At 56.4% G+C, this 21,382-nt stretch carries 22 protein-coding genes; 15 read left to right on the forward strand and 7 right to left on the reverse strand.

Annotation, left to right across the window (positions count from 1 at the left end; genetic code table 11):
- Nucleotides 1–7 precede the first annotated feature (7 nt).
- Nucleotides 8–883 carry a LysR substrate-binding domain-containing protein gene (locus ACDI13_RS01335; RefSeq protein ID WP_162090490.1) on the reverse strand — a complete coding sequence of 292 codons (876 nt, stop codon included), beginning with the start codon at nt 881–883 and terminating at the stop codon, nt 8–10.
- Between the two features lie 140 nt (nt 884–1,023).
- Here ACDI13_RS01335 and ACDI13_RS01340 point away from each other — a divergent pair, with 140 nt between their 5' ends.
- The 6 genes from ACDI13_RS01340 to ACDI13_RS01365 all read left to right on the forward strand — a co-directional run bounded on the left by ACDI13_RS01340 (nt 1,024) and on the right by ACDI13_RS01365 (nt 7,833).
- Nucleotides 1,024–2,100, forward strand: coding sequence for a putative 2-aminoethylphosphonate ABC transporter ATP-binding protein (locus ACDI13_RS01340; protein ID WP_316989417.1), 1,077 nt, complete (start codon nt 1,024–1,026; stop codon nt 2,098–2,100).
- Between the two features lie 91 nt (nt 2,101–2,191).
- Nucleotides 2,192–3,898 carry a putative 2-aminoethylphosphonate ABC transporter permease subunit gene (locus ACDI13_RS01345; protein ID WP_372373075.1) on the forward strand — a complete coding sequence of 569 codons (1,707 nt, stop codon included), beginning with the start codon at nt 2,192–2,194 and terminating at the stop codon, nt 3,896–3,898.
- A 7-nt stretch (nt 3,899–3,905) separates the two neighbouring features.
- On the forward strand, nt 3,906–4,772 hold the full coding sequence (gene phnX, locus ACDI13_RS01350) for a phosphonoacetaldehyde hydrolase (RefSeq protein ID WP_316989415.1): 867 nt from the start codon (nt 3,906–3,908) through the stop codon (nt 4,770–4,772).
- A gap of 39 nt (nt 4,773–4,811) precedes the next feature.
- Nucleotides 4,812–5,831 carry a putative 2-aminoethylphosphonate ABC transporter substrate-binding protein gene (locus tag ACDI13_RS01355; protein ID WP_316989414.1) on the forward strand — a complete coding sequence of 340 codons (1,020 nt, stop codon included), beginning with the start codon at nt 4,812–4,814 and terminating at the stop codon, nt 5,829–5,831.
- Complete coding sequence (locus ACDI13_RS01360) at nt 5,831–6,961, forward strand: TIGR03364 family FAD-dependent oxidoreductase (RefSeq protein ID WP_316989413.1); 1,131 nt, start codon at nt 5,831–5,833, stop codon at nt 6,959–6,961. Before ACDI13_RS01355 ends, ACDI13_RS01360 begins: the two co-directional genes overlap by 1 nt.
- Before the next feature lie 329 nt (nt 6,962–7,290).
- A complete protein-coding gene (locus ACDI13_RS01365) occupies nt 7,291–7,833 on the forward strand; it encodes an N-acetyltransferase family protein (protein WP_316989412.1) in 543 nt (180 codons plus the stop codon).
- A gap of 237 nt (nt 7,834–8,070) precedes the next feature.
- On the opposite strand, the gene ACDI13_RS01370 is transcribed toward ACDI13_RS01365, so the two are convergent.
- A complete protein-coding gene (locus ACDI13_RS01370; protein ID WP_316989411.1) occupies nt 8,071–8,313 on the reverse strand; it encodes a hypothetical protein in 243 nt (80 codons plus the stop codon).
- A 145-nt stretch (nt 8,314–8,458) separates the two neighbouring features.
- Between ACDI13_RS01370 and ACDI13_RS01375 the strand changes: the two genes are divergently transcribed.
- The 4 genes from ACDI13_RS01375 to ACDI13_RS01390 all read left to right on the forward strand — a co-directional run bounded on the left by ACDI13_RS01375 (nt 8,459) and on the right by ACDI13_RS01390 (nt 10,968).
- A complete protein-coding gene (locus ACDI13_RS01375) occupies nt 8,459–9,121 on the forward strand; it encodes a dienelactone hydrolase family protein (RefSeq protein WP_316989410.1) in 663 nt (220 codons plus the stop codon).
- Nucleotides 9,122–9,127: 6 nt separating this feature from the next.
- The gene (locus ACDI13_RS01380; RefSeq protein ID WP_003799391.1) at nt 9,128–9,352 is read left to right on the forward strand and encodes a DUF3820 family protein; all 225 of its coding nucleotides are present in this window, start codon (nt 9,128–9,130) and stop codon (nt 9,350–9,352) included.
- Nucleotides 9,353–9,451: 99 nt separating this feature from the next.
- Complete coding sequence (locus ACDI13_RS01385) at nt 9,452–10,159, forward strand: glutathione binding-like protein (RefSeq protein WP_316989409.1); 708 nt, start codon at nt 9,452–9,454, stop codon at nt 10,157–10,159.
- 317 nt (nt 10,160–10,476) lie between these two features.
- Nucleotides 10,477–10,968 carry an OsmC family protein gene (locus tag ACDI13_RS01390; RefSeq protein WP_316989408.1) on the forward strand — a complete coding sequence of 164 codons (492 nt, stop codon included), beginning with the start codon at nt 10,477–10,479 and terminating at the stop codon, nt 10,966–10,968.
- 6 nt (nt 10,969–10,974) lie between these two features.
- On the opposite strand, the gene ACDI13_RS01395 is transcribed toward ACDI13_RS01390, so the two are convergent.
- Entirely contained in the window at nt 10,975–11,841 is an 867-nt protein-coding gene (locus ACDI13_RS01395; RefSeq protein ID WP_316989407.1) for a pirin family protein, read from the reverse strand.
- 79 nt (nt 11,842–11,920) lie between these two features.
- On the opposite strand from ACDI13_RS01395, the gene alkB reads away from it, so the two are divergent.
- Nucleotides 11,921–12,568 (forward strand): DNA oxidative demethylase AlkB, encoded by a 648-nt coding sequence (alkB, locus tag ACDI13_RS01400; protein ID WP_316989406.1) that lies wholly within the window; start codon nt 11,921–11,923, stop codon nt 12,566–12,568.
- Nucleotides 12,569–12,579: 11 nt separating this feature from the next.
- Here alkB and ACDI13_RS01405 read toward each other — a convergent pair whose 3' ends face one another.
- Nucleotides 12,580–13,368: a deaminated glutathione amidase gene (locus ACDI13_RS01405; RefSeq protein ID WP_316989405.1), complete on the reverse strand. Its 789-nt coding sequence runs from the start codon at nt 13,366–13,368 to the stop codon at nt 12,580–12,582.
- 1,179 nt (nt 13,369–14,547) lie between these two features.
- Between ACDI13_RS01405 and ACDI13_RS01410 the strand changes: the two genes are divergently transcribed.
- Nucleotides 14,548–15,720 (forward strand): MFS transporter, encoded by a 1,173-nt coding sequence (locus ACDI13_RS01410; RefSeq protein WP_316989404.1) that lies wholly within the window; start codon nt 14,548–14,550, stop codon nt 15,718–15,720.
- A gap of 225 nt (nt 15,721–15,945) precedes the next feature.
- Here the strand turns inward: ACDI13_RS01410 and ACDI13_RS01415 are convergent, their stop codons facing one another.
- On the reverse strand, nt 15,946–17,142 hold the full coding sequence (locus tag ACDI13_RS01415; RefSeq protein ID WP_316989403.1) for an MFS transporter: 1,197 nt from the start codon (nt 17,140–17,142) through the stop codon (nt 15,946–15,948).
- A gap of 96 nt (nt 17,143–17,238) precedes the next feature.
- On the opposite strand from ACDI13_RS01415, the gene ACDI13_RS01420 reads away from it, so the two are divergent.
- The 3 genes from ACDI13_RS01420 (at nt 17,239) to ACDI13_RS01430 (ending at nt 19,547) form a co-directional block, all read left to right on the forward strand.
- Complete coding sequence (locus ACDI13_RS01420) at nt 17,239–18,003, forward strand: helix-turn-helix domain-containing protein (protein ID WP_316989402.1); 765 nt, start codon at nt 17,239–17,241, stop codon at nt 18,001–18,003.
- Nucleotides 18,004–18,034: 31 nt separating this feature from the next.
- A complete protein-coding gene (locus tag ACDI13_RS01425; protein ID WP_372372624.1) occupies nt 18,035–19,237 on the forward strand; it encodes a benzoate/H(+) symporter BenE family transporter in 1,203 nt (400 codons plus the stop codon).
- 121 nt (nt 19,238–19,358) lie between these two features.
- Entirely contained in the window at nt 19,359–19,547 is a 189-nt protein-coding gene (locus ACDI13_RS01430; RefSeq protein ID WP_316989400.1) for a DUF3008 family protein, read from the forward strand.
- On the opposite strand, the gene ACDI13_RS01435 is transcribed toward ACDI13_RS01430, so the two are convergent.
- Nucleotides 19,548–20,306 carry a 5-oxoprolinase subunit PxpA gene (locus ACDI13_RS01435; protein WP_316989399.1) on the reverse strand — a complete coding sequence of 253 codons (759 nt, stop codon included), beginning with the start codon at nt 20,304–20,306 and terminating at the stop codon, nt 19,548–19,550.
- On the reverse strand, nt 20,303–21,244 hold the full coding sequence (locus ACDI13_RS01440) for a LysR family transcriptional regulator (protein WP_316989398.1): 942 nt from the start codon (nt 21,242–21,244) through the stop codon (nt 20,303–20,305). Before ACDI13_RS01440 ends, ACDI13_RS01435 begins: the two co-directional genes overlap by 4 nt.
- Between the last annotated feature and the right edge of the window lie 138 nt (nt 21,245–21,382).

The following is a 21,382-nucleotide window of genomic DNA, read 5'->3' on the forward strand; positions in this document are numbered from 1 at the left end:
CCGGTCCTTATGCCGGTACAGGCAACTCGGCCTGCACCTGCTCCAGAAACGCGCGTATGGCATGGCCCTGCGCGCGTTCTTTCAGGCAGTACACGAACTCGCTCAAATGAGCCGAGACATCACTCAGCGGCAAACTGATAATGTCCGGATGCGCAGGCACTTCACGCAAGGGCAGCAAGCTGGCTCCCATGCCACATACCACCCCCCACCCTATCGCCTCCCGGCTACCTATTTCCAGAAGCTGCGTCGGCTCCTGCCCCGCCTGCCGGAACACCTGATGGCATAACTCCCGTGTCATGGACCCTGGCTCACGCATCAGAATGGGATGACGACACAGATCCACAATGCGCACACGCTGCCGATTCGCCAAAGGATGGTCCACTCGCAGCACGGCGACCAGGGGATCGGACGCCAGCAGCAGGCGCACCAAACGCGGATCATCCACCAGCGCCGAGGACGCAATCACATCCAGTTGATAATCATGCAAGGCACCCAGAACCCGTTGCGAGTTATCAATGCTCAAACGCATCTTCACACCGGGGTAGGCCTGATGGAAATTCCGTAATACCGCCATGATGTAATACGGCCCGGTCGCGCCTACGCGCAACATGCCACTTTTCAGATCGCGCAGATCGCGCAAGCTGAAATCGATCTGCGCGGCCTGCTGCATCAACTGCTCGACCTGGGGCAGGAGCCGTTCCCCTTGCTGGCTCAAATACACACCCTTGCCTTGCCTATAGAACAGCTCCACGCCATAGCGGGTTTCCAGCTGCCGCAGATGCGACGTCACCGTGGGTTGGCTGATCCCCAGTTGCTGGGCAGCCTTGGTAATAGAGCCACAATGGGCGGTGGCGTGAAAGGACTTCAGTTCCAGAGCCAGCATGCTGCCGCTCTCCTTGCTAAGACTCAAAGCCCAAATTATCCGATTCTCGTATTACAGAAATTAGTTGTACTGTCATAGGGCCGCCATATACGACTCCCATACTGACGTTCATGACATTCATGACAAGTCGGAACCCCGGGATGAGCGCCAAGCCTGCATTTTTAACCATACAAGGACTGCACAAGCAGTTCGGCTCCTTTACTGCTCTGGACCAGGTCAGCCTGGATATACAAGCCGGTGAGCTGGTGTGTTTGCTGGGCCCCTCGGGCTGCGGAAAAACCACCTTGCTGCGCTGCATTGCCGGGCTGCAACAGGCCGATCAAGGCAGCATCGTAATGGCAGGCCGTGACATTACCCACCTGCCGCCCCAACAGCGTGACTACGGCATCTTGTTTCAGTCCTACGCGCTGTTTCCTAACCTGACCGTCGCCCAGAACATTGCCTACGGCCTGTCCCCACGCAAGAACCTGGCCACCCAAGTGCGCCAACGCGTCTCGGAAATGCTGGATCTGGTTGGCCTGTCCGGGTCAGAAGACAAATACCCCGCACAACTTTCCGGTGGCCAGCAACAGCGCGTGGCCCTGGCTCGTGCGCTGGCGCCCTCGCCCTCGCTGCTCTTGCTCGATGAACCCATGTCGGCTCTGGATGCCCAGGTGCGCGAGCGTCTGCGCAGTGAGTTGCGCGATCTGCAAAAACAACTGTCCATTACGACCTTGATGGTCACGCATGATCAGGAAGAGGCCATGGTCATGGCGGATCGTATCGCCGTGATGGAAAAAGGCCGCCTGGTGCAATTTGATCGCCCCCAGGCCCTGTACCGCGCTCCTGCCGATCCGTTTGTGGCAGGCTTTATCGGTGAGGCAAACTGGCTGCCCTTTACCCCATTGCACGATTGCTCAGTGCGAGTGGAACGTGTCCGTCTGGACCTGAGTCAGGAAGCCCCCACCAGCGCCGGACGCCTCTTTATTCGTCCTGAAAACATCCGCGTACTGGACAACACCAGCCCCGCGCCTGTCACCAATACCTTTTTGGCCGACATCGTGGATGGCATTTTTCTGGGCCGTCACTACAAGCTGACCCTACGCCCTGAAGGTATGGATGGACTGACCGTACAAGCCATTGTCAACCCAGAACAGGGCGACCGCTTGCTTGATCCCCTGGCCGCACGTCGCTGCCGCATCCAGCTTCCCAGCGAGGCGCTGCATGCCCACCACTGATTCCATGCCACAGCCTGGCGCTGCTTCCCTGACATCCACCAGCCTGCATGGCCTGCCTGTTGCTGAAACGAGCGTGAAGAACCATCCCCTGATCCGTCCCGTGTTACCTGTCTGGATAGGCTCGGCAGCACGACGCGCCTTATTGATTGCCCTGTTTGCCCTGCTGGTCCTGTTCCTGGCCCTGCCCATGCTGTTTATCTTGCTGCGCGCCATTCAAGACAGCGACGGACAGTTAGTGGGCGTGGGGCAGTTCTGGTCCATTATCAGCGCGCCCGGCTTTATGCCCATGGTGGGACGCAGCGCGCTGGTCGGTGTCAGCACGCTGATTATTGTCATCCCTGCCGCCTATGCTTTTGCCTTTGCCCTGCAACGCTGCTGCATACGGGGAGCAGGCATGTTTCGTGCCTTGGGCCTGTTGCCCTTGCTGGCTCCCTCCTTGATGCCAGGCCTGTCTCTGATCTACTTGTTCGGCAATCAAGGCGTGCTGCGCCATTGGTTGGGCGGTGAAACGATTTATGGATTCTGGGGCATTGTGCTGGGTGAAGCCTTCTACACCTTTCCCCATGCCCTGATGATTCTGAGCACGGGTCTATCCCTGGCCGACTCCCGCCTGTATGACGCCGCCCGCGCCATGGGCGCGAACTCCTGGCGCCGATTCCTGACGGTGACACTGCCCGCCAGTCGCTATGCCATCTTTTCTGCCGCCTGCCTGGTGTTTACGCTCACCGTCACCGACTTTGGTGTACCTAAAGTCGTAGGTGGCTCCTACAACGTGCTGGCCATGGAAGCCTATAAGGCTGTGGTTGGCCAGTTGCAGTTTTCCAAAGGCGCGGCCATTGGCGTGCTGTTGCTGATTCCCGCTGTACTGACCTTTTTCTTGGACCGTCACCTGCGGGCTCGTGCCAGCGGTCAGGCTCAAGGATCGCTAAGCGCCTACTCGCCCCAGCCACACCGCCAGCGCGACCTGTACTTCACCGCCGTCCTGATGCTGGTGTCCCTGGCCATTTTGACGATTGTGGGCATGGCAGTCTGGGCGTCGCTGATCAAGTTCTGGCCTTACAACCTGAGCCTGTCCCTGAAGTCTTACGATTTCAACAATATGGACGGTGGCGGCTGGTTGGCCTGGCGCAACAGTTTGACCATGGCCTTCTTTACCGCCGTACTGGGTTCAGCCCTGATCTTCCTGGGTGCCTGGGTACTGGAAAAACTGCCAGCCCGAGGCCAGTCCGAAAAAGGTCTGTACGGCGTGCTGCAAATGCTGGCACTGGCACCCATGGCCATTCCCGGTCTGGTGCTGGGTCTGGGCTACATCTTCTTTTTCAATCACCCCGACAATCCCCTGGCGGGACTGTACGGCTCCATGACCTTGCTGGTGCTGTGTACCGTCATCCATCTGTACACCAGTGCTCACCTGAACTTTGTCACTGCGCTGAAAGCCATTCCCGGCGAACTGGAAGCCGCTGCTGCGTCCCTGAAAGCGCCACGCCTTTCCACCTTGATGGGTGTCACCGTGCCGCTGTGCCTGCCGGCTCTGTTGTCAGTATCGCGCTATCTGTTTGTATCGGCCATGACAACCGTATCTGCCGTGGTCTTTCTGTACAGCCCGCAAACCGTGCTGGCATCGGTCGCAGTCATGAATATGGATGACGCCGGTTTTATTGGCCCGGCTGCCGCCATGTGTACGGTCATCATGCTGAGCTCTGGCTTTGTCTGCCTGCTGGTTCATGTCCTGAGCCGTGCCGCCTTGCGCCGCAGCCAAGCCTGGCGCTCCGCCTCCCCCCTTTCCCCAACCCGATAGGACCGCAATGCCATCCCCTACTTGCGCGAATACGCCACTCGCCACGCCACGCTCCCAGGCCCCTCGCCTTGAAGCCCTGATTTTTGACTGGGCCGGTACGCTGGTGGACTTTGGCTCCTTTGCCCCCACCCAAATTCTGGTGGAAGCCTTCAAATGCTTTGACTTGACCCTGAACCTGGACCAGGCTCGCAGCGCCATGGGCATCGGTAAATGGGACCACATCAAAGCCATGCTGGAGCTGCCTGAGGTACATGCCCAGTTCATGGCCCTGCACGAGCGTGAGCCCGATGACAGCGATGTAGATCGTATCTACAACACCTTCTTGCCCATGCAAAACGAGCGCGTGGGCGAGTTCTCCGCAGCCATTCCCGGTGCGCGCGAAACCTTGTCCTGGGCACGCCGTCAGGGTCTGAAAATCGGTTCCTGCTCGGGCTACCCGCGCCTGGTGCTGGATAACCTACTGCAACACGCGCACCGCCAGCAAGTGCTGGTGGACTACCACGTTGCTTTTGACGAAGTCCCGCAAGCACGCCCCTGGCCTGCCATGGCACTGGAAAACGTCATTCGTCTGGAAATCACGAGTGTCGGCGCCTGCGTAAAGATTGATGACACCCCAGTTGGCATTGAAGAAGGTCGCAATGCCGGCATGTGGACCGTGGGCCTGCTGCTGTCGGGCAATGCCGCTGGTCTGACCGAGCAGGAGTTTCTGGCTCTGGACGAGGAAAGCCGCCAGGCCCTGCGCGACCGCGCAGCAGCCACCTTTGCCCATGCCCAGCCCCACTACCTGATTGATACCGTTGCCCAACTGCCCACTGTGATTGAACAAATCACCGAACGCATGGCCCAGGGCGAATGCCCTGCCGATTCCCTCTAACCCCCCCCCCCCCTTTTGCTGTCACAAGGATACTTCTCCATGAAAACCATTGTTCTGAGCTCCTTGGCTGCCGCTTTGATGGGCGCCGCCTCTTTGGCCCAAGCGGCCACCACCCTGACGGTTTATACCGCGCTGGAAGCCGATCAGCTCAAGGCCTACCAGGCTGCTTTTGAAAAAGAGAATCCCGATATCAAGATTCAATGGGTACGCGACTCCACTGGCATCATTACCGCCAAACTGCTGGCTGAAAAGAACAACCCGAAAGCGGACGCGATCTGGGGTCTGGCCGGTTCCTCACTGGGCTTGATGGCCAGCCAAGACATGCTGCAGCCCTACGCCCCCAAGGGTCTGGAAAAAATCGACGCCAAAATGCGCGACCAGAACAACCCGCCCAGTTGGGTTGGCATGAACGGCTACGCCGCTGCCCTGTGTGTCAACACCATTGAGCTGGAAAAAAACAAGCTCCCTATGCCCACCTCCTGGGAAGATCTGACCAAGCCCGAATACGCCGGCAAGATCGTCATGCCTAACCCCGCTTCTTCGGGTACCGGCTTTCTGGACGTGAGCGCCTGGCTGCAACTGTTTGGTGAAGACAAGGGCTGGGCCTTCATGGACGGTCTGCACAAGAATATCGGTGCCTACACCCACTCCGGCTCCAAGCCTTGCAATATGGCCGCTGCTGGCGAGTACACCATTGGCGTGTCCTTTGACTACCGTGGCGCTCGCCTGAAAGAAGAAGGCGCTCCCCTGGAACTGGTGTTCCCTAAAGAAGGCCTGGGTTGGGAAATTGAAGCCACTGGCATCATGAAAGGCACCAAGAACCTGGAAGCCGCCCAGAAACTGGCTGACTTCTCGGCCAGCGAAGCAGCCAACCACCTGTACAAAACCAACTTTGCGGTTTTGGCCATTCCGTCCATCGCCACGGCCAACCCGCACCTGCCAGCCGACCTGAACCAGCGTCTGATCGACAACAACTTCGTCTGGGCCGCTGAAAACCGCGAGCGCATCATCGAAGAATGGACCAAACGTTACGACGGTAAATCGGAAGCCAAGAAGTAATGAGCACACAACACTACGATGTGATCGTGGTGGGGGGCGGCATCCTGGGCATGGCACATGCCTGGGCGGCTGCCCGCCGCAAGCTAAGCGTCGCTGTGCTCGAGCGCAGTCACCAGGCCCAAGGCGCCACCATACGTAATTTTGGTCAGGTTCTGGTCACCGGCCAGGCACCGGGCATCATGATGGATCTGGCCCGTCAGAGTCGCGGCCTGTGGCTGGAGCTGGCTGAGCAAGCCGGTTTTCATGTACGCAGCAATGGCTCGCTGGTGCTGGCACGCAACCATCTGGAACTGGAGCTGCTGGAAGACTTTGCCCAGGGCCGTGCCAAGGATGAAAACGTTGCCTGCGAAATGCTGAACGGCAAGGAGCTGGCCGCCTTGTTTGATGGCCGCTTGGGGCATCACCACGGGGCACTGCAAGGTTTTGACGATTTGCAGATCTACTCGCGCGACGCCCTGCCCGCCATCACCAGCAGCTTGCAAGCCATGGGCGTGGATGTTTACACCCAGGCGCATGTGCATTATGCGCAAGAAGGCCAGGTACACAGCAGCGCGGGCAACTTCACAGCCAACAGCATTTTTGTGTGCCCTGGTCACGACTACAGCAGCCTGCATCGCGAACTGCTGGATACGGTCAACCCATCGGTGACACGTCTGCAAATGCTGAAAGTGCGTGCACAAGACACGGGCTGGGCCTTGGACCGACCATTGCTGACAGGCTTGTCCTGCCTGCACTACGGCGCATTCAGCGACTTGCCCCTGGCAGACACGCTGCGCGAGCAGGTACAGAAACGTCACGGTGTACTGCTGGATCAAGGCATTCATTTGCTGATCAGCCCCACACCGGAGGGGGACCTGATTATTGGCGACTCGCACGACTACGGCCTGCAAGCCAGCCCCTTCAACCTGGAAGACACAGATCAGTACTTGCTGGCTCTGGCAGAAACCGTGCTCGGTTGCCCAGTACAAGTTCTGCAACGCTGGCAAGGCGTGTATGGCGCCAAAGGACCCGGACCGTTTTCAGTCCTGCAAGCCGATGGCAGCACACAAGTGACAGTCATGCACACGGGCTTGGGAATGACAACCGGTTTGGCCATTGGCGAACGCAATATTGCCGCTCGCTACGACTGATAAGCCCCCGTCCTGCCGCTCCGGCAAGGACAAGTACCCAGGGTGACGGAACGGTCCCCCGGCCAGAAAACGCGCAGCCCATGCTGCGCGTTTTTTTTCATCGCCGGGCCGCCCCAAGATGAAAAGCGCCCTCTTGGAGGGCAGCAAGCCGAAGGCGCAGCGTGGGAGTCTTTTTTCACGGCCGCCGAGCACTGAACATCGCCATTCAAAGGCCCGCTCCCCGCGCCCGCCCCATCGGATGTTTTTGTCAAAAAAACCACTGGAGTGGCATAAAATAGCGGCCATCATAGACAAACACGACAGCTAATTGAGCATCGATGACAGGATCCATGAACAACACTGACAGCAAGATACGTTTTATAGACTGCCAGGAAGAACAGCATGCCGCCGCCATTTTGGCAATTCTGAACGATGCCATCGTCAACTCCACCGCACTCTACGACTATGTGCCGCGCCCGCCCGAAGCCATGGTGAGCTGGTTTGCCACCAAACGCGCCAACGGTTTTCCGGTGGTCGGAGTGATCGATGAAACCGGCACACTGATGGGCTTTGCCAGTTGGGGCCACTTTCGCACCTTTCCCGCCTACAAGTACACCATGGAGCACAGCGTATATGTGCACCCGGAACACCGCGGCAAAGGTTTGGGCAGAATCCTGATGCAAGAGTTGATACGTCGTGCGCGCCTGGCCAATGTCCATACGCTGGTCGCTTGTATTGATGCCAGCAATGCGGGCAGTATCCACCTGCACCAAAGCCTGGGCTTTGCACATGCCGGTACATTCAAGGAAATCGGCTTCAAGTTTGGTCGCTGGCTGGATGTGGCGTTCTACCTGTTGACACTGGATACGCCCGCCAGGCCGGTAGACGGCTGAAGAGTATCAAAAAAGCCCCCACGCTGCGCCATCGGCTTGCGCTCCACCTTGCGGCTTGTATGCCGCTCGGATTCGCCAGGCACACAGCAGTCCGCAATGGACTGCTGTGTGTCCGGGCTCATCCCCGAGGGGGTGCGTTTTGCCGGGGGCGCCGAGCCTTGGGGCGGCCCGGCGGCAAAAAAAACCATCGCGGCTTGCGGCCTGCGATGGTTTTTTGATCACGCCTTGGTTTCTGACTCAGGCGCTGACTTTAGGCTTTTCATAACATACAGCAAAGGCAATCAAGCCCAGCACAAGACTGAAAATACCCACACCCACTGCCACGGCCGCCACCAAACCCAGACCTATTGCAATAAATACGCCGGGAAAGGCGTAGTTTCGCAACCAGGAAGGGTTTTTGGGAACAAGAAATAGCCCTAAAAACAAGAACCAGGGCATCACAATCGTCCAGAACAGACTGTCCATTAGCACGTCACGCATCATTATTCCATTGAGGTAGGAGGGGTTGGGCGAGAGCTAGACACCCCCGCCGTTCTGGGTGGATTGTAAACGTCCTGAGGCTGGCCTCCCAGTACGAGCGACTGTTATAAGAGACAATTATTGTTTTACAGCTAAAGGACACGCCATGAGCACGCTTAGCTTGACCAGCGCAGACCAGCACCATTTCCAGGCCTATGTCGCCGGCGACGAAAAGGCCGAACGCGGCTTGATCGTGTTGCAGGAAATCTTTGGTGTGAATCAACACATACGCAACACCTGCGAGCGTTTTGCCGAGCAGGGCTACCGAGTCTTGTCCCCCGCCCTGTTCGATCGGCAGGAAAAGAATGTAGAACTGGGCTATACCGCCCAGGACGTGCAAGCAGGCCTGGCCTTGCGCAACAGCATTGCCCAGGATAAAACCCTGCTGGATATCCAGGCCTGCGTGGACGCCTTGGGTTCGCGCAAGATTGGCATTGTAGGATATTGCTGGGGTGGCTCCTTGAGCTGGTTGGCCGCCTGCCGCTTGCAGGGTCTGAAAGCGGCCAGTTGCTGGTATGGTTCGCAGATTGCCCAGAACGCCCAGGAACAGCCCAAGACTCCGGTGCAGATGCACTTTGGTGCCCAGGATCACTCCATTCCCACCAGCGCCATTCAAACGATTAAAGACGCGCAAAAGGAGGTGGCCCTTTATGTGTATGAGCCTGCCGGTCATGGTTTTGGCTGCGATCATCGCCCCGACTTTCACGAAGCATCCTACAAACTGGCTCAGGAGCATACACTCGCTTTCTTTGCCGACCATCTACGTTAAGCGCCCATGCTTGAATCCAGCGACGATCTGCTTGCCCTGTTGAACACCACCATGCCTTACGGAAAATACAAAGGTCGCTTGCTGGCCGACCTGCCAGGACATTATCTGAACTGGTTTGCCCGCGAAGGCTTTCCTTCCGGGCGACTGGGCCAGTTGCTGGCCCTGATGCACGAGCTGGATCATAACGGGCTCAAATCCCTGCTGGACCCCTTGCGCCCGCGCAGTCGCTAAGCGCAACAAATACCATACTGGGCAGCGGGCTGAGACAGTATGTCCCCGTACAGCTTGCTACTATCAACACTTCCTCTACGCCCCACAGTGAAGGACGTCATGACAATCGATCTCTCCGCATTCCCCATCACCCGCAAATGGCCAGCTCAACACCCCGAGCGCCTGCAACTGTATTCCTTGCCCACCCCCAACGGCGTCAAGGTGTCCATCATGCTGGAAGAAATTGGCCTGCCTTACGAGCCGCACCTGGTCAGCTTTGAGCGCAACGACCAGCTCAGCCCAGAATTTATTTCGCTCAGCAGCAACAACAAAATCCCGGCGATTCTGGACCCCAATGGCCCTGGCAATCAGCCGTTGGCCCTGTTCGAGTCCGGTGCCATCCTGATCTATCTGGCAGAAAAATCCGGCCAGCTACTCTCCGCAGACCCGGCTCAACGCTATGAAACCCTGCAATGGCTCATGTTCCAGATGGGTGGCGTCGGCCCCATGTTCGGTCAGTTGGGCTTCTTCCACAAATTTGCCGGTAAAGACTTTGAAGACAAGCGCCCCCGTGACCGCTATGTCAACGAATCCAAACGTCTGCTGGGTGTGATCGACAAGCATCTGGACGGCAAGGACTGGATGGTGGGCAACAGCTACTCCATCGCTGATATTGCCCTGTTCCCCTGGATTGCCAACCTGATTGGTTTTTACGACGCAGGCGAGCTGGTGGAATACGTGCAATTCAAGAACGTAGCCCGTGTGCTGCAGCAATTCCAGGCCCGTCCAGCAGTACAACGCGGCCTGAACATTCCCGCCCGAGATTGATGGATAAGCAGCGCCAATCAATGCTTATAAGCCAACTTACAATAGCCCTGCTATTAAAATGGTCTTTTTTGTTTCGCTTGGCGGCAATCCGTACAATTGGCCTCCTAAACATTCTGTGCAAGCGGTACTATTCCGTTTGCCTGGCTTGCTCATCAATCAAAAAACCAGTCTGCTCATAGAGCGGATACAGGCAAATCCACCAGCCTGATGAACAAGCCTTCAAAGCCCTGGATTCCTTCCAGGGCTTTTTTTTGTGTACGGTTTGACGCCCCCGCTGCTACGTTTTTGGCTCCTTGCGACCTTGCCAGAGCACAACCATGAAAACACACCACTATGAATTGTTGATCAACTGGATCGGCAACACCGGAAGCGGCACCCACACACTGCGCTCCTATTCACGCAACCATGAAGTAACAGCGGCTGGCCTGAAAGTCATTGCCGCCTCTGCAGACCCTGCCTTTCGAGGTGACCCCGACCGTTGGAACCCCGAGCAGCTTTTTCTGGCATCGATCGCTCAGTGTCATATGCTGTGGTACTTGGGAATGGCGGCAGAAGCGGGCGTTGTTGTCACGGCCTATGAAGACCGGCCAGCCGGAATCATGAACGAAGAGGCCAACGGAGCTGGGCAATTCGAGAGTGTTACCTTGCGCCCCCTTGTCACGATCACATCGGACTGTGACGCTACCTTGGCGAAATCACTTCATGATCGCGTCGGCGAATACTGCTTTATTGCCCGTTCCATCAAAACTCCGATTCACCATGAGGTCACGGTCCACGTGCAAGGCCAAACTCCCCCACAGTCAACGTAATAAGCATTACACCCCAGGCAAAGGGATGAACTGCTCATCGTCCAGCGGTGGCAAGTTGATGCGGCCATTGAGCCAGTCATCCTTGGCCTGCTCGATGCGATCTTTGCGGGAGGACACGAAGTTCCACCAGATATGGCGTGGTCCCAAAGGCTCGCCACCCAGCAGCATCAAGTGGCTGCTCTGCTCGGCAAGGATACGGGGGCTGTCGCCTTTGGCAAAGACCAGCATCTGGCCGGCTGGATAGCGTTGACCCCCCACCTCCAGCCCGCCCGCACAGATATAAATGGCGCGCTCTTCGTGGCCGGTTGGCAAAGGCACTGACTGGCCCGCTTGCACGCGCAACTCCATATAGAACAAAGGCGAGGCCACATTGGCGGGACTGCACAAACCCAGCGCCGAGCCAGCAATCAGGCGACCTTCCAGGCCCGTATCCTTAATCAAAGGTAGCTGCTCGGCCTCGTAATGCACAAAGTCCGGGTTTTGTTCTTCCTTGTGTTCCGGCAAGGCCACCCAGGCCTGGATCCCATCCATGCGACCGCCTTGTGCGCGCATGGGCTCAAAACGCTCGGAATGGCTGATGCCTGAACCCGCGGTCATCCAATTGAGCGCACCAGGTGTAATGTCCTGCACCACGCCCAGACTGTCGCGGTGCGTCATGGCGCCTTCAAACAAATACGTCACGGTAGACAGGCCGATATGCGGGTGTGGCAGCACATCGTTCTCCGTCCCTACGGGTGCCGTCAGCTCTTGCGGCCCCATGCGATCAAAAAAGATAAAAGGCCCCACCATACGCCGTTGGCGAAAGGGCAAAACGCGCCCCACTTCAAATGCACCAATGCTGTGCTGACGTTGTGGAATAAGCAGCTCGACCATAGACACCTCTACTGGGAAGTCGCAAAAATACAATCCCGATTACTATACTCTGGTCCCTGATTGCTTCGTTTACTCCCGCATGTCCACGCTCTCACTCTTCGATCCTGTTCCCGGCCATGTGCTGACGCTGGATACCGGCCTGATTGCCCTGCCGGGTCTGGCCCTGCCCTACGCCGCTGACTTGGCCCAAGCGGTTCAGGAGCTGGTGCACAGCGCCCCCTGGCGACATATGCAGGTTCCATCAGGACATCGCATGTCGGCCGCACAAAGCAGTTGTGGAGATTTGGGATGGATATCGGACGAGCACGGCTATCGCTACAGTCCCACAGACCCGCAAAGCGGTTTGGCCTGGCCCGCCATGCCTGTTGTATTCAAGGACTTGCTGGCGCGCATTGCCCAAGAATCGGGCCAAGGTCCTTTTCAGCCCGATACCTGCCTGATCAATTACTACGACGAGCAGGCGCATATGTCCTTGCACCAGGACAGAAACGAGCGCGACCTGCAGCACCCGATCGTCTCGGTGTCCTTGGGGCGTGAGGCCTTGTTTTTATGGGGTGGCGCAAAACGCAGCGACCCGGTGCGTACCCTGCGGCTACGCGATGGTGATGTGCTGGTCTGGTGGGGACCATCCAGAATGAATTTTCACGGGGTACGCAGACTGGAAGGCCCGGCCCATCCACTCTGGGGCTCGGGCCGGGTCAATCTGACATTCAGAAAAGCAGGCTAAGGCCGGTATGATCAACCCAGTTCTGGCGGGGCAAAACGGCGGTTTTCCAGTACAGGCAAAATACGGCGGGCATAGGCCAGACGCTCCCGATCCAGATCGACCAAGAGCAAAGTAGGTGTCTCTGCCGCCTGGGCCACAATGACCCCCAGGGGGTCCACCACCAGACTTTGGCCGATATTGCGTTCGCCGCATTCCCCCACAGCCACCATATAGGCCGTGTTCTCCAACGCACGAGCCGTCGTCAACACACGCCAATGATGTTCCTTCAAGGGCCCTTTCAGCCAGGCCGACGGTGCCAACAGGACTTGAGCCCCTTCCACGCACAAGCGTCGAGCAAGTTCGGGAAAGCGCAGATCGTAGCAAGTCATCAAACCGACTTTGAAACCGGCCACATCAATCAAGGCGGGGATTTCGGTACCTGGCTGTACATAGCGCGATTCTTGTACCGAGAAAGCATCGTACAAATGGAGTTTGTTGTAATGCGCCAGCACCTGACCATCGCGAAGCACCACCAAGGTATTCCAGACCTTGCCTTCCCCTGCTGGGGTATGAATGCAGAACACCACCGTCAAATCGGTATCGCGGGTCGCGGCGCGTAGGCGGCTGACAAACTCCCCGTCCAAGGCTTGCGCGGATTTCAGCACCACTTCAGGATCGGCCACATTTCTGGCCAGCACACCTTCAGGCAACACCAATAACTGCGCATCAGATCGTCGGGCTTGCTCGATCAGCCCCAAGCATGTGCTCAGATTTTCCTGCGAATCTTTGGATACGGCCATCTGGCCCAATGCAACTTTCATGACCACCTCCTTGGGTATGCTGCCTCAATGATTCTAACGCAGCGCCCCAGCTTGACCAGCCCGCAGCCCCGAGACCTTCAGGGTTCACCAGGTAGTCAAACGCAAAACAACACACTATGTGCCTACATCGCTGATACGTTTGTCGGTATCCAGCTTCCCATCATGTAAAGAACCAGACATGGATCGTCTTTTCAAACCAACCCTCACTTTTCTTAGCACTCAGAAGCCGTTTAATCGCACTGAACAATTTATATAAATTCAGGGATATTTCTGCAAAACGATATTGTTAATTAAGCGGTTGAACCGGAAAACAATACGAAAGTTTGCCGACCCGCTAGCAATGCTCTTGGAAGGCAGCGAATGAGGTTCTATTTGCTCAACATCATCTTCAATTGAGCTTGCCTAAAACGCGTAGAGCACCATGATTTTCAATACTTGAATTACAGAAAAGCAAAAAACATATAGCAATGAGATATAAAAAATATTTATATTTGAGATATCACATAATATATACACCAAGATAAAACTGCCTTTTAATTTATCCGGACAAAACAAGAAAATATCTAGGGCTTTTCTTCAGATATCGCTGAATACAGCTTTTCATCAATCATAGATAGAGTATGTCAATTTAAAATATGGCCGGACATAACTAAAAAAACCAACACTGATCACATAAACCAGAATCAAAAAAAGAGAAAAACAAACCCAAAAAAATAGGCCTGATGCCACCATGCACAGGCCCCTTCTTTAATTCACATCGCAAGCCAAACAACTGAAACCAGCTTGCAGATGGTGGCTGAAAGCCGTTTCAGTATTGAATCGTCAATGTCCAAATGATTTAAATTCAAAACAATAGGCACAAAAAAACCCCCGATTTCTTGCAAAATCAGGGGAAAGCTACCACAGGAAAATGATTGGATACAAAAAACCCAACACTGTGATTCTATATAAAAAATATAAAAAAATCTCTATACGTTGCTTAGGACTGACGCTGTAGATCAATAAATTAATTTGTGCTAGGACATCATGAAAACCAAAAATTTTAAAAACCCCTCAATTCCCTACGGTTACATGACCTTATTCTGCCCCTAGCAATCTTGAGTCGATCACCCGGACTGCGCGACAATAAGGCCTCTTACGGGTTGGACGTGCCACCCCTTTGTTTTTCAGGCTTTTATCTTGTCCTCATCACACGATTCTTTGTCCGCCCGCCAGATCCTTCTGGCAATTCTGGCCTTGGCGGTAGGTGGTTTCTCCATCGGCACAGGCGAATTTGTCATCATGGGTTTGCTACCCGATGTTGCCCAGGATCTCGGTATCGACATTCCTACCGCCGGCCATTTAATTAGCGCCTATGCCCTGGGCGTTGTGATCGGCGCGCCGGTTCTGGCGGTGCTCGGGGCCCGCTGGCCTTGGCGACGCCTCTTGATTGCCTTGATGGGCGCCTATGCCATTGGCAATTTTCTGACCGTCATCGCTCCCAGCTATGAAACGGTATTAGTCACCCGCTTTTTGGCCGGCTTTCCGCATGGCACCTACTTTGGTGTTGCGGCTCTGGTGGCCGCTCGTCTGGTGCCGCCCCATCGCCGCGCACAGGCCGTAGCCTACGTCATGCTGGGTTTGACAGTCGCCACTTTACTAGGTGTACCGATTGCGACCGCCTTGGGTCAATGGCTGAGCTGGCAGGCGGCCTTTACGTTTGTCGGCATCATAGCCCTGATCACCATGGCACTGGTACTGCGTTTCGTGCCGTTTGTCCCTCCCAATACCTTGGCCAGCCCCTTGCGCGAGCTAAGTGCCTTGAAACGCAAGCAAGTCTGGTTGACGCTGGGTATAGGGGCAATTGGTTTCGGCGGTATGTTCTCGGTGTTCAGTTACGTGAAGTCCACCCTGATGGCACTGGCCGGACTGTCAGCAAGCACCATCCCCGTTGTCCTGGCCCTGTTTGGGGTCGGTATGATTCTGGGTAATCTGCTGGGCGCACGCTATGCTGACCGCTATCTGGATCGCAGTATCCGTCTGGTACTCATCTGGGCAACCGGGGTGCTGCTCTTGTTCATGATTACGGCCCATCACCCTATTCTTGGCCCCTTGAATATCATGCTGATCGGCACCTTGGTCGCTTTGGGGCCAGCCTTGCAAATTCGTTTGATGGACGTAGCCGGTGATGCTCAAACGCTGGCCGCTGCCTTGAATCACTCGGCCTTTAATATGGCCAATGCCTTGGGAGCATGGCTGGGTGGCCTGACGATTGCGGCGGGTTGGGGCTGGACCTCGACCGCCTGGGTCGGTGCCCTGCTCGCATTGGGTGGCCTGGGCCTGCACACCATTTCGCTGCGCATCAAAGAGTAAAAACAGATATCCTCCCAGCCAGCGTAGGTAGCTAGACGGCCCTAGCCGATTCAGAGCAGGCAAGCCTGCCGCTATCAGATAGCCTTTTGGCCGAACTGAACGCCTGCCCGTCGTCCGTCAAAAAAGCGACCTGTGATTGAACGCCCCTTGAAAGAGGTTGCAATCACAGGCCGCTTTTCGGATCCTGTCTCGACAATTCTGCCATTGACTGTTTACACGTCAGCTTCACGCCTTTTCAGCCGGTGCAGGACGGGCGGCCAACCAACCGGCATAGCTCATTGCAAAACTGACCAAAATACACAAACCCAGGGCCCAGCCCCAGCTATCGAACAAATCATGCAAGCCACCCATGGCCGGCGGACCAAAGGCGGCCAGCAAATAGCCCATGCACTGCGCCATACCCGACAAGGATGCCGCCTGCGACGTGGAGGTCGACCGTACCCCAATCAGAGCCAGGGCAATCAAGAAAACGCTACCGCTCCCGATGCCAAACAAGACTGCCCACAATAGGGACCAGGACGGCAAGACCAGAAAGCCCACAAAGGTCAGGGTCTGCAACAAGGCACCTGCCAAGGCGACGGCGCGCTGATCATGCAGACGGCTGAGCACAGGCATGAGCAACAAGGCAGGAACAGCCGTGGCCAACTGCATCAAACCGTGAATCTGGCCGGCATGATCCGCTTCAAAGCCATAATTGACCAACATCACAGGCAACCAACTGGCAATCATGTAGTAGGCCACCGAGTTCAAACCCATATATAGGGTGATGTGCCAGGCCAGGGGCAAACGCCACACTGACGCGCTACTGGCAACAGCGGCGGGTGTACGTTGCGCCGCACGTCGATCCGCATCCAGTTGAGTGGCCCACACCGCGACACTGGCCAGGGCCATCACACCGACCACGATCAGAGACGACCAGCGCCAGCTCTGGCCTGTCCACTCTGCCATCGGCACGGCCATCGCAGAGTTGAACGCCGCAACCAGACCCATGAACAGAACGTACAAGGAAGTCATGAAGCCAATACGCAGGGGAAAATGGCGTTTGACCAAGGATGGCAAGAGCACATTACCCAGTGCAATCCCGATAGCCAGTAAACCAATACCCGCGAATAGCTCCGTCGTGCCTCCCAGAACGCGCACCACCACGCCAATGGCGATCAACACGGAAGCCATAAACAAGGACCGGGACAGCCCGACCCTACGAGCCAGGGAGGCAGCCAATAACGAGACCACCGCAAAGATGAACAAGGGCATGGCGGTCAACAATCCGGCCTGTGTCGAGGACAAGGACAGGTCGGCCTGGATCAGCTCCAGCAAGGGAGCTATCCCCGTAATCGGGGCCCGCAGACTGCCTGCGATCAGCAAAACACCGATCAGCACCAGCAAGGGGTGAGAGAGCCAGGGGAGTCGAGCAAGGGACATGACAAGTAGCCATTAGGTGAAAACCCTAGTCTATCCGGTTTCAACCTCGACGCAAACAGGATATTATGACAACTTATACCTCAAATCAGACAAATCATGAGTTTCAGTGCCGACCCACAAGGCGGGCCTATTTTCAGCATCAAAATGGAGATGGGCAGCACCACGGAGAATCCACTGCACACCCACCCCAATGGGCAGTTGATCATGACGCAATATGGCTCCGTCACCCTGCAAACCGACCAAGGCTACTGGATGGTGCCGCCGCTGTGTGCCGTCTGGGTGCCTGTCGGCATCCGTCACCGCGCCCGTGCGGACGATCAGGCACTGATCCATTTCCTGTACATACAACCCGGTCTGGATCAATTGCCGGATCATTGCTGCACCTTGGATTTGAGTCCCATGGTGCGCGAAATGATTATTCATTTAAGCGACCTGAAGGCCGATTACGAACCGGGTAGCCAAACGCACAGACTGGCCTTGGTCCTTTTGGAAACCCTGAACCAGATGCCTACCCGTCAACTGCACGTGCCTGTCCCCGAGGACAAGGTCTTGCAAACAATTGCACAGCACATGCAGCAACAACCTGACGCACGTCCCACGATGGCCGCCTGGGCCAAGGAACTGGCCATGAGTGAGCGCACCCTGGCCCGACATATGCTAAAACACACAGGGATGAGCTTTGGCCGCTGGCGTCAACAATTCATGATTATGCTGGCCCTGCAAAAACTGGGTTCGGGAATGTCCGTAAAGAGCACGGCCAGGGAATTGGGTTACACCTCTATCAGTGCCTTTATTACCGTTTTCAAATCTATTTTGGGCGATACCCCCAGCCGTTACGTAAACCAGCCCCACTCCTCTTGAGTCTCTTCTACGGCCCTCACCACACACATCCATGTCTTTCACACACCTGTCCCGCCTCGGGTATCTGCAGCGCCTATTGAGTTGGTTTCAGATCTCTCATATATCAGCGGGGCTCATTGCCGTACTGGTCGGCTACACCAGTTCTGCCGCCATTGTTTTTCAGGCAGCGCAAGCAGCCGGAGCCAGCACTGCCGAGCTGGGTTCCTGGATGTGGTCTTTGGGTATTGGTCTGGGCCTGCTGTCGGCAGGTCTGTCACTACGCTACAAAATTCCGATTCTCACCGCCTGGTCCACACCCGGCGCCGCTCTGCTGGCCACCGGTCTGGTCGGTCTGCCCATGTCCCAGGCTGTAGGGATTTTCCTGTTTTCCTCCTTGTTGACCACCCTTTGCGGTCTTAGCGGCAGCTTTCAAAAGTTGATGCAATACATGCCTCGCAGCATTGCCGGTGCCATGCTGGGCGGGATCTTGCTGCGTTTTGGCCTGGACCTGTTTGGTGCCATGCAAACCCAGTGGCTGCTATGCCTGAGCATGTTCATCGTGTTCCTGGTGATACGCCAATGGTCGCCCCGCTATGCCGTGCCTCTGGCACTGGTGGCCGGTGTCACGATTGCCGCCCTGCAAGGTTTGCTGAACATGGACATTTTGAGCTGGACGCCTGCAACACCGGTATTGGTCTGGCCCGAGTTTTCCTGGACGGCCCTGATCGGTGTGGGCATTCCCTTTTTCATCGTGACCATGAGCTCACAGAACATCCCGGGCGTGGCCGTGCTGAAAGCCCATAACTACGATGCCCCCAACTCCACCGTTATCAGTTGGACCGGGATTGTCGGCCTGATCTTTGGCCCCTTCGGTGGCTATGCCTACAATCTGGCTGCGATCAGTGCCGCCCTGTGCATGACTCCGGAAGTCGATGCAGACCCGCGCCAACGTTATCGCGCCAGTGTCTGGGCCGGTCTTTTCTATTTTGCGGCCGGTATTTTTGGTGCTACTGTCGTCAGCCTGTTTGCAGCCTTCCCCACAGAATTGATCGCCGCTATCGCTGGTCTTGCCTTGCTGGGCACGATAGGCAACAGCATTCACATGGCACTGGAGGCTCCAGATACTCGCGACGCGGCGCTCGTCACCTTTTTGACTACCGCCTCAGGCATGAGCCTGCTCAATATCGGCAGCGCCTTTTGGGGTTTGGTTTTCGGCATGGCTATGTATTTGATTCAGAAACGAAAGGTGTCCTGAAACGGCTCTTCCCCCGATCTTTGTTCAAGACGGCAAACAAGCTTCACATTTGCTTGCCTGGCCGTCTTCATCATTTGGCACACTACAGGCGTGACCACTTTTCTTTAATCGGAGGTGCTTCATGCCCGCTTTATCTCAAGCTCAACAAAAAGCCGCCGGCGCTGCCTTGTCTGCAAAACGGGGAGAGACGCCCGTATCCAGCCTGAAAGGAGCATCAATAGAAATGTATAAAACGCTCAGTGAAGGTGAGTTGGAAGAACTGGCCAGCACCGATACCGCGCGCCGTAACCTGCCTGAACGCAAATCCTGATCAGACCGCCTGAACGCGCACGCCACTTTGCTTGAAAGCTTGATGCAAACGCTGCGCGAATTCGGCAGCACCAGCCTGATCCCCATGCAGACACAAGGTATCGGCCGACAAGGGCACCGTTTTACCTGACAGACTGGTAACGGTGCCTTGCTCTATCATCTGCATGACTTGCTGTACGGACTGATCGGCGTCGACAATCATGGCGCCGGCTTGCTGACGGGGTGTCAAACTGCCATCGTCCTGATAGCTGCGGTCAGCAAACACCTCTTGTGCTACCGTCAGGCCCGCATCACGCCCGGCCTGCACCTGCACACTGCCTGCCAGCGCATACAGAATCAGGCTGCGATCAATATCGGCTACTGCCTGGGCAATGGCTTTTGCCAGTGCCCCATCACGGGCGGCCATATTGTAGAGAGCACCATGTGCCTTGACGTGATGCAAGGCAGCACCCTGTGTGCGGGCAACCGCAGCCAAGGCCCCCACCTGCACCACTACCATGTCATACACCTGCTCGGGGGTAAGCGCCATCACCCGCCGGCCAAAACCGGCCAGATCCGGCAGACCAGGGTGGGCGCCTAGCTTCACGCCATGTTGTAGCGCCAGGGCCACGGTCTGGCGCATGGTGCCGGGGTCCCCAGCATGGAAGCCACAGGCGATATTCACCGACGTCACCCACGGAATCACCTGCTCATCATGGCCCATGACCCAGGGGCCAAAGCTCTCACCCATGTCGCAGTTCAAATCAATACTCAAGCTCATGGAGTTCCCTCTGATAATCCGTCCAAGCGGCCTGCAGCCTGGGCAATGCAACGCCTGAACCACAGCAGCTCTGCCGCATTATGCGTGCGCGGGTGCCACAATTGATAAAACCGCATGAGCGGAAAGTGAACCGGGCAAGGCAACACGGTAATCGGCAAAATACGAGCATAGTACTCGGCAAACTGCCGGTTAGTGGTGAACACCATGTCCGTGCGACTCAAAATGCCGGGTACCAGGCCGAAATACGGCACCACCATCTGTACCTGACGACTGATGCCCTGCTCGGCCAGACAGCCGTCAATAAAGCCGCGCTTATCGGTAACGTGGGCGGACGGAGCCAGATGGGGCATGTCCAGATAGTGTTGCAAGGACAGACCACGCTGCGCCAGCGGATGATGGCGGCCCAGCATACAGACCACCTCGTCATCAAACAGGCGCGCCAGATGCAGCTTTTCCGGGGGCTCCAACCAATTGCCAATCACCACGTCCAGTTCGCCCTCCTCCAGGGCCTGCACATAGTCCAGATCCGGATTGATGGTATGGACCACCAGCCTGGCCTGGGGCGCCTGACGACGCACCCGTTCCGCAATATCCGGGATAAAGGCACCATCCAGATAGTCGGGTGCCCCCAGGTTGAAAACCCGAGTAGACTGACTGGGATCCATAGGCTCGGCGCTAGCAGAAAGTCGCTCGATCGCTTGCAGGGCTTCAGTGGCATGTGCCAGCAAAAAGGGACCGCGTTCGGTAGGCACCATTCCCTTTTTGCCGCGTAACAAAATTGGATCGCCCGTAATTTCGCGCAAGCGCCGCAAGGCATTGCTAACGGCCGGCTGAGACATGCCCAAGCGAATAGCCGTACGCGAGACGCTGTGCTCTTTGAGCAGCGACTGCAATACCCGCAACAGATGCAGATCTAGTTGTTCTCGTAATTTTGGCATGGTCTCAATAATACAAGCGCCGGCCCACGTCGTTGATCGGTATAGACACTCATACGCCTATATAGTGAACATCATTCCAAGCAAATGTTCGCATCCTAAGCAAATGCTATCTTCGATCCGTAAAAAAACCAGTCGAGT

This window comes from Alcaligenes faecalis, from assembly GCF_041521385.1.
Lineage (GTDB): Bacteria > Pseudomonadota > Gammaproteobacteria > Burkholderiales > Burkholderiaceae_B > Alcaligenes > Alcaligenes faecalis_E.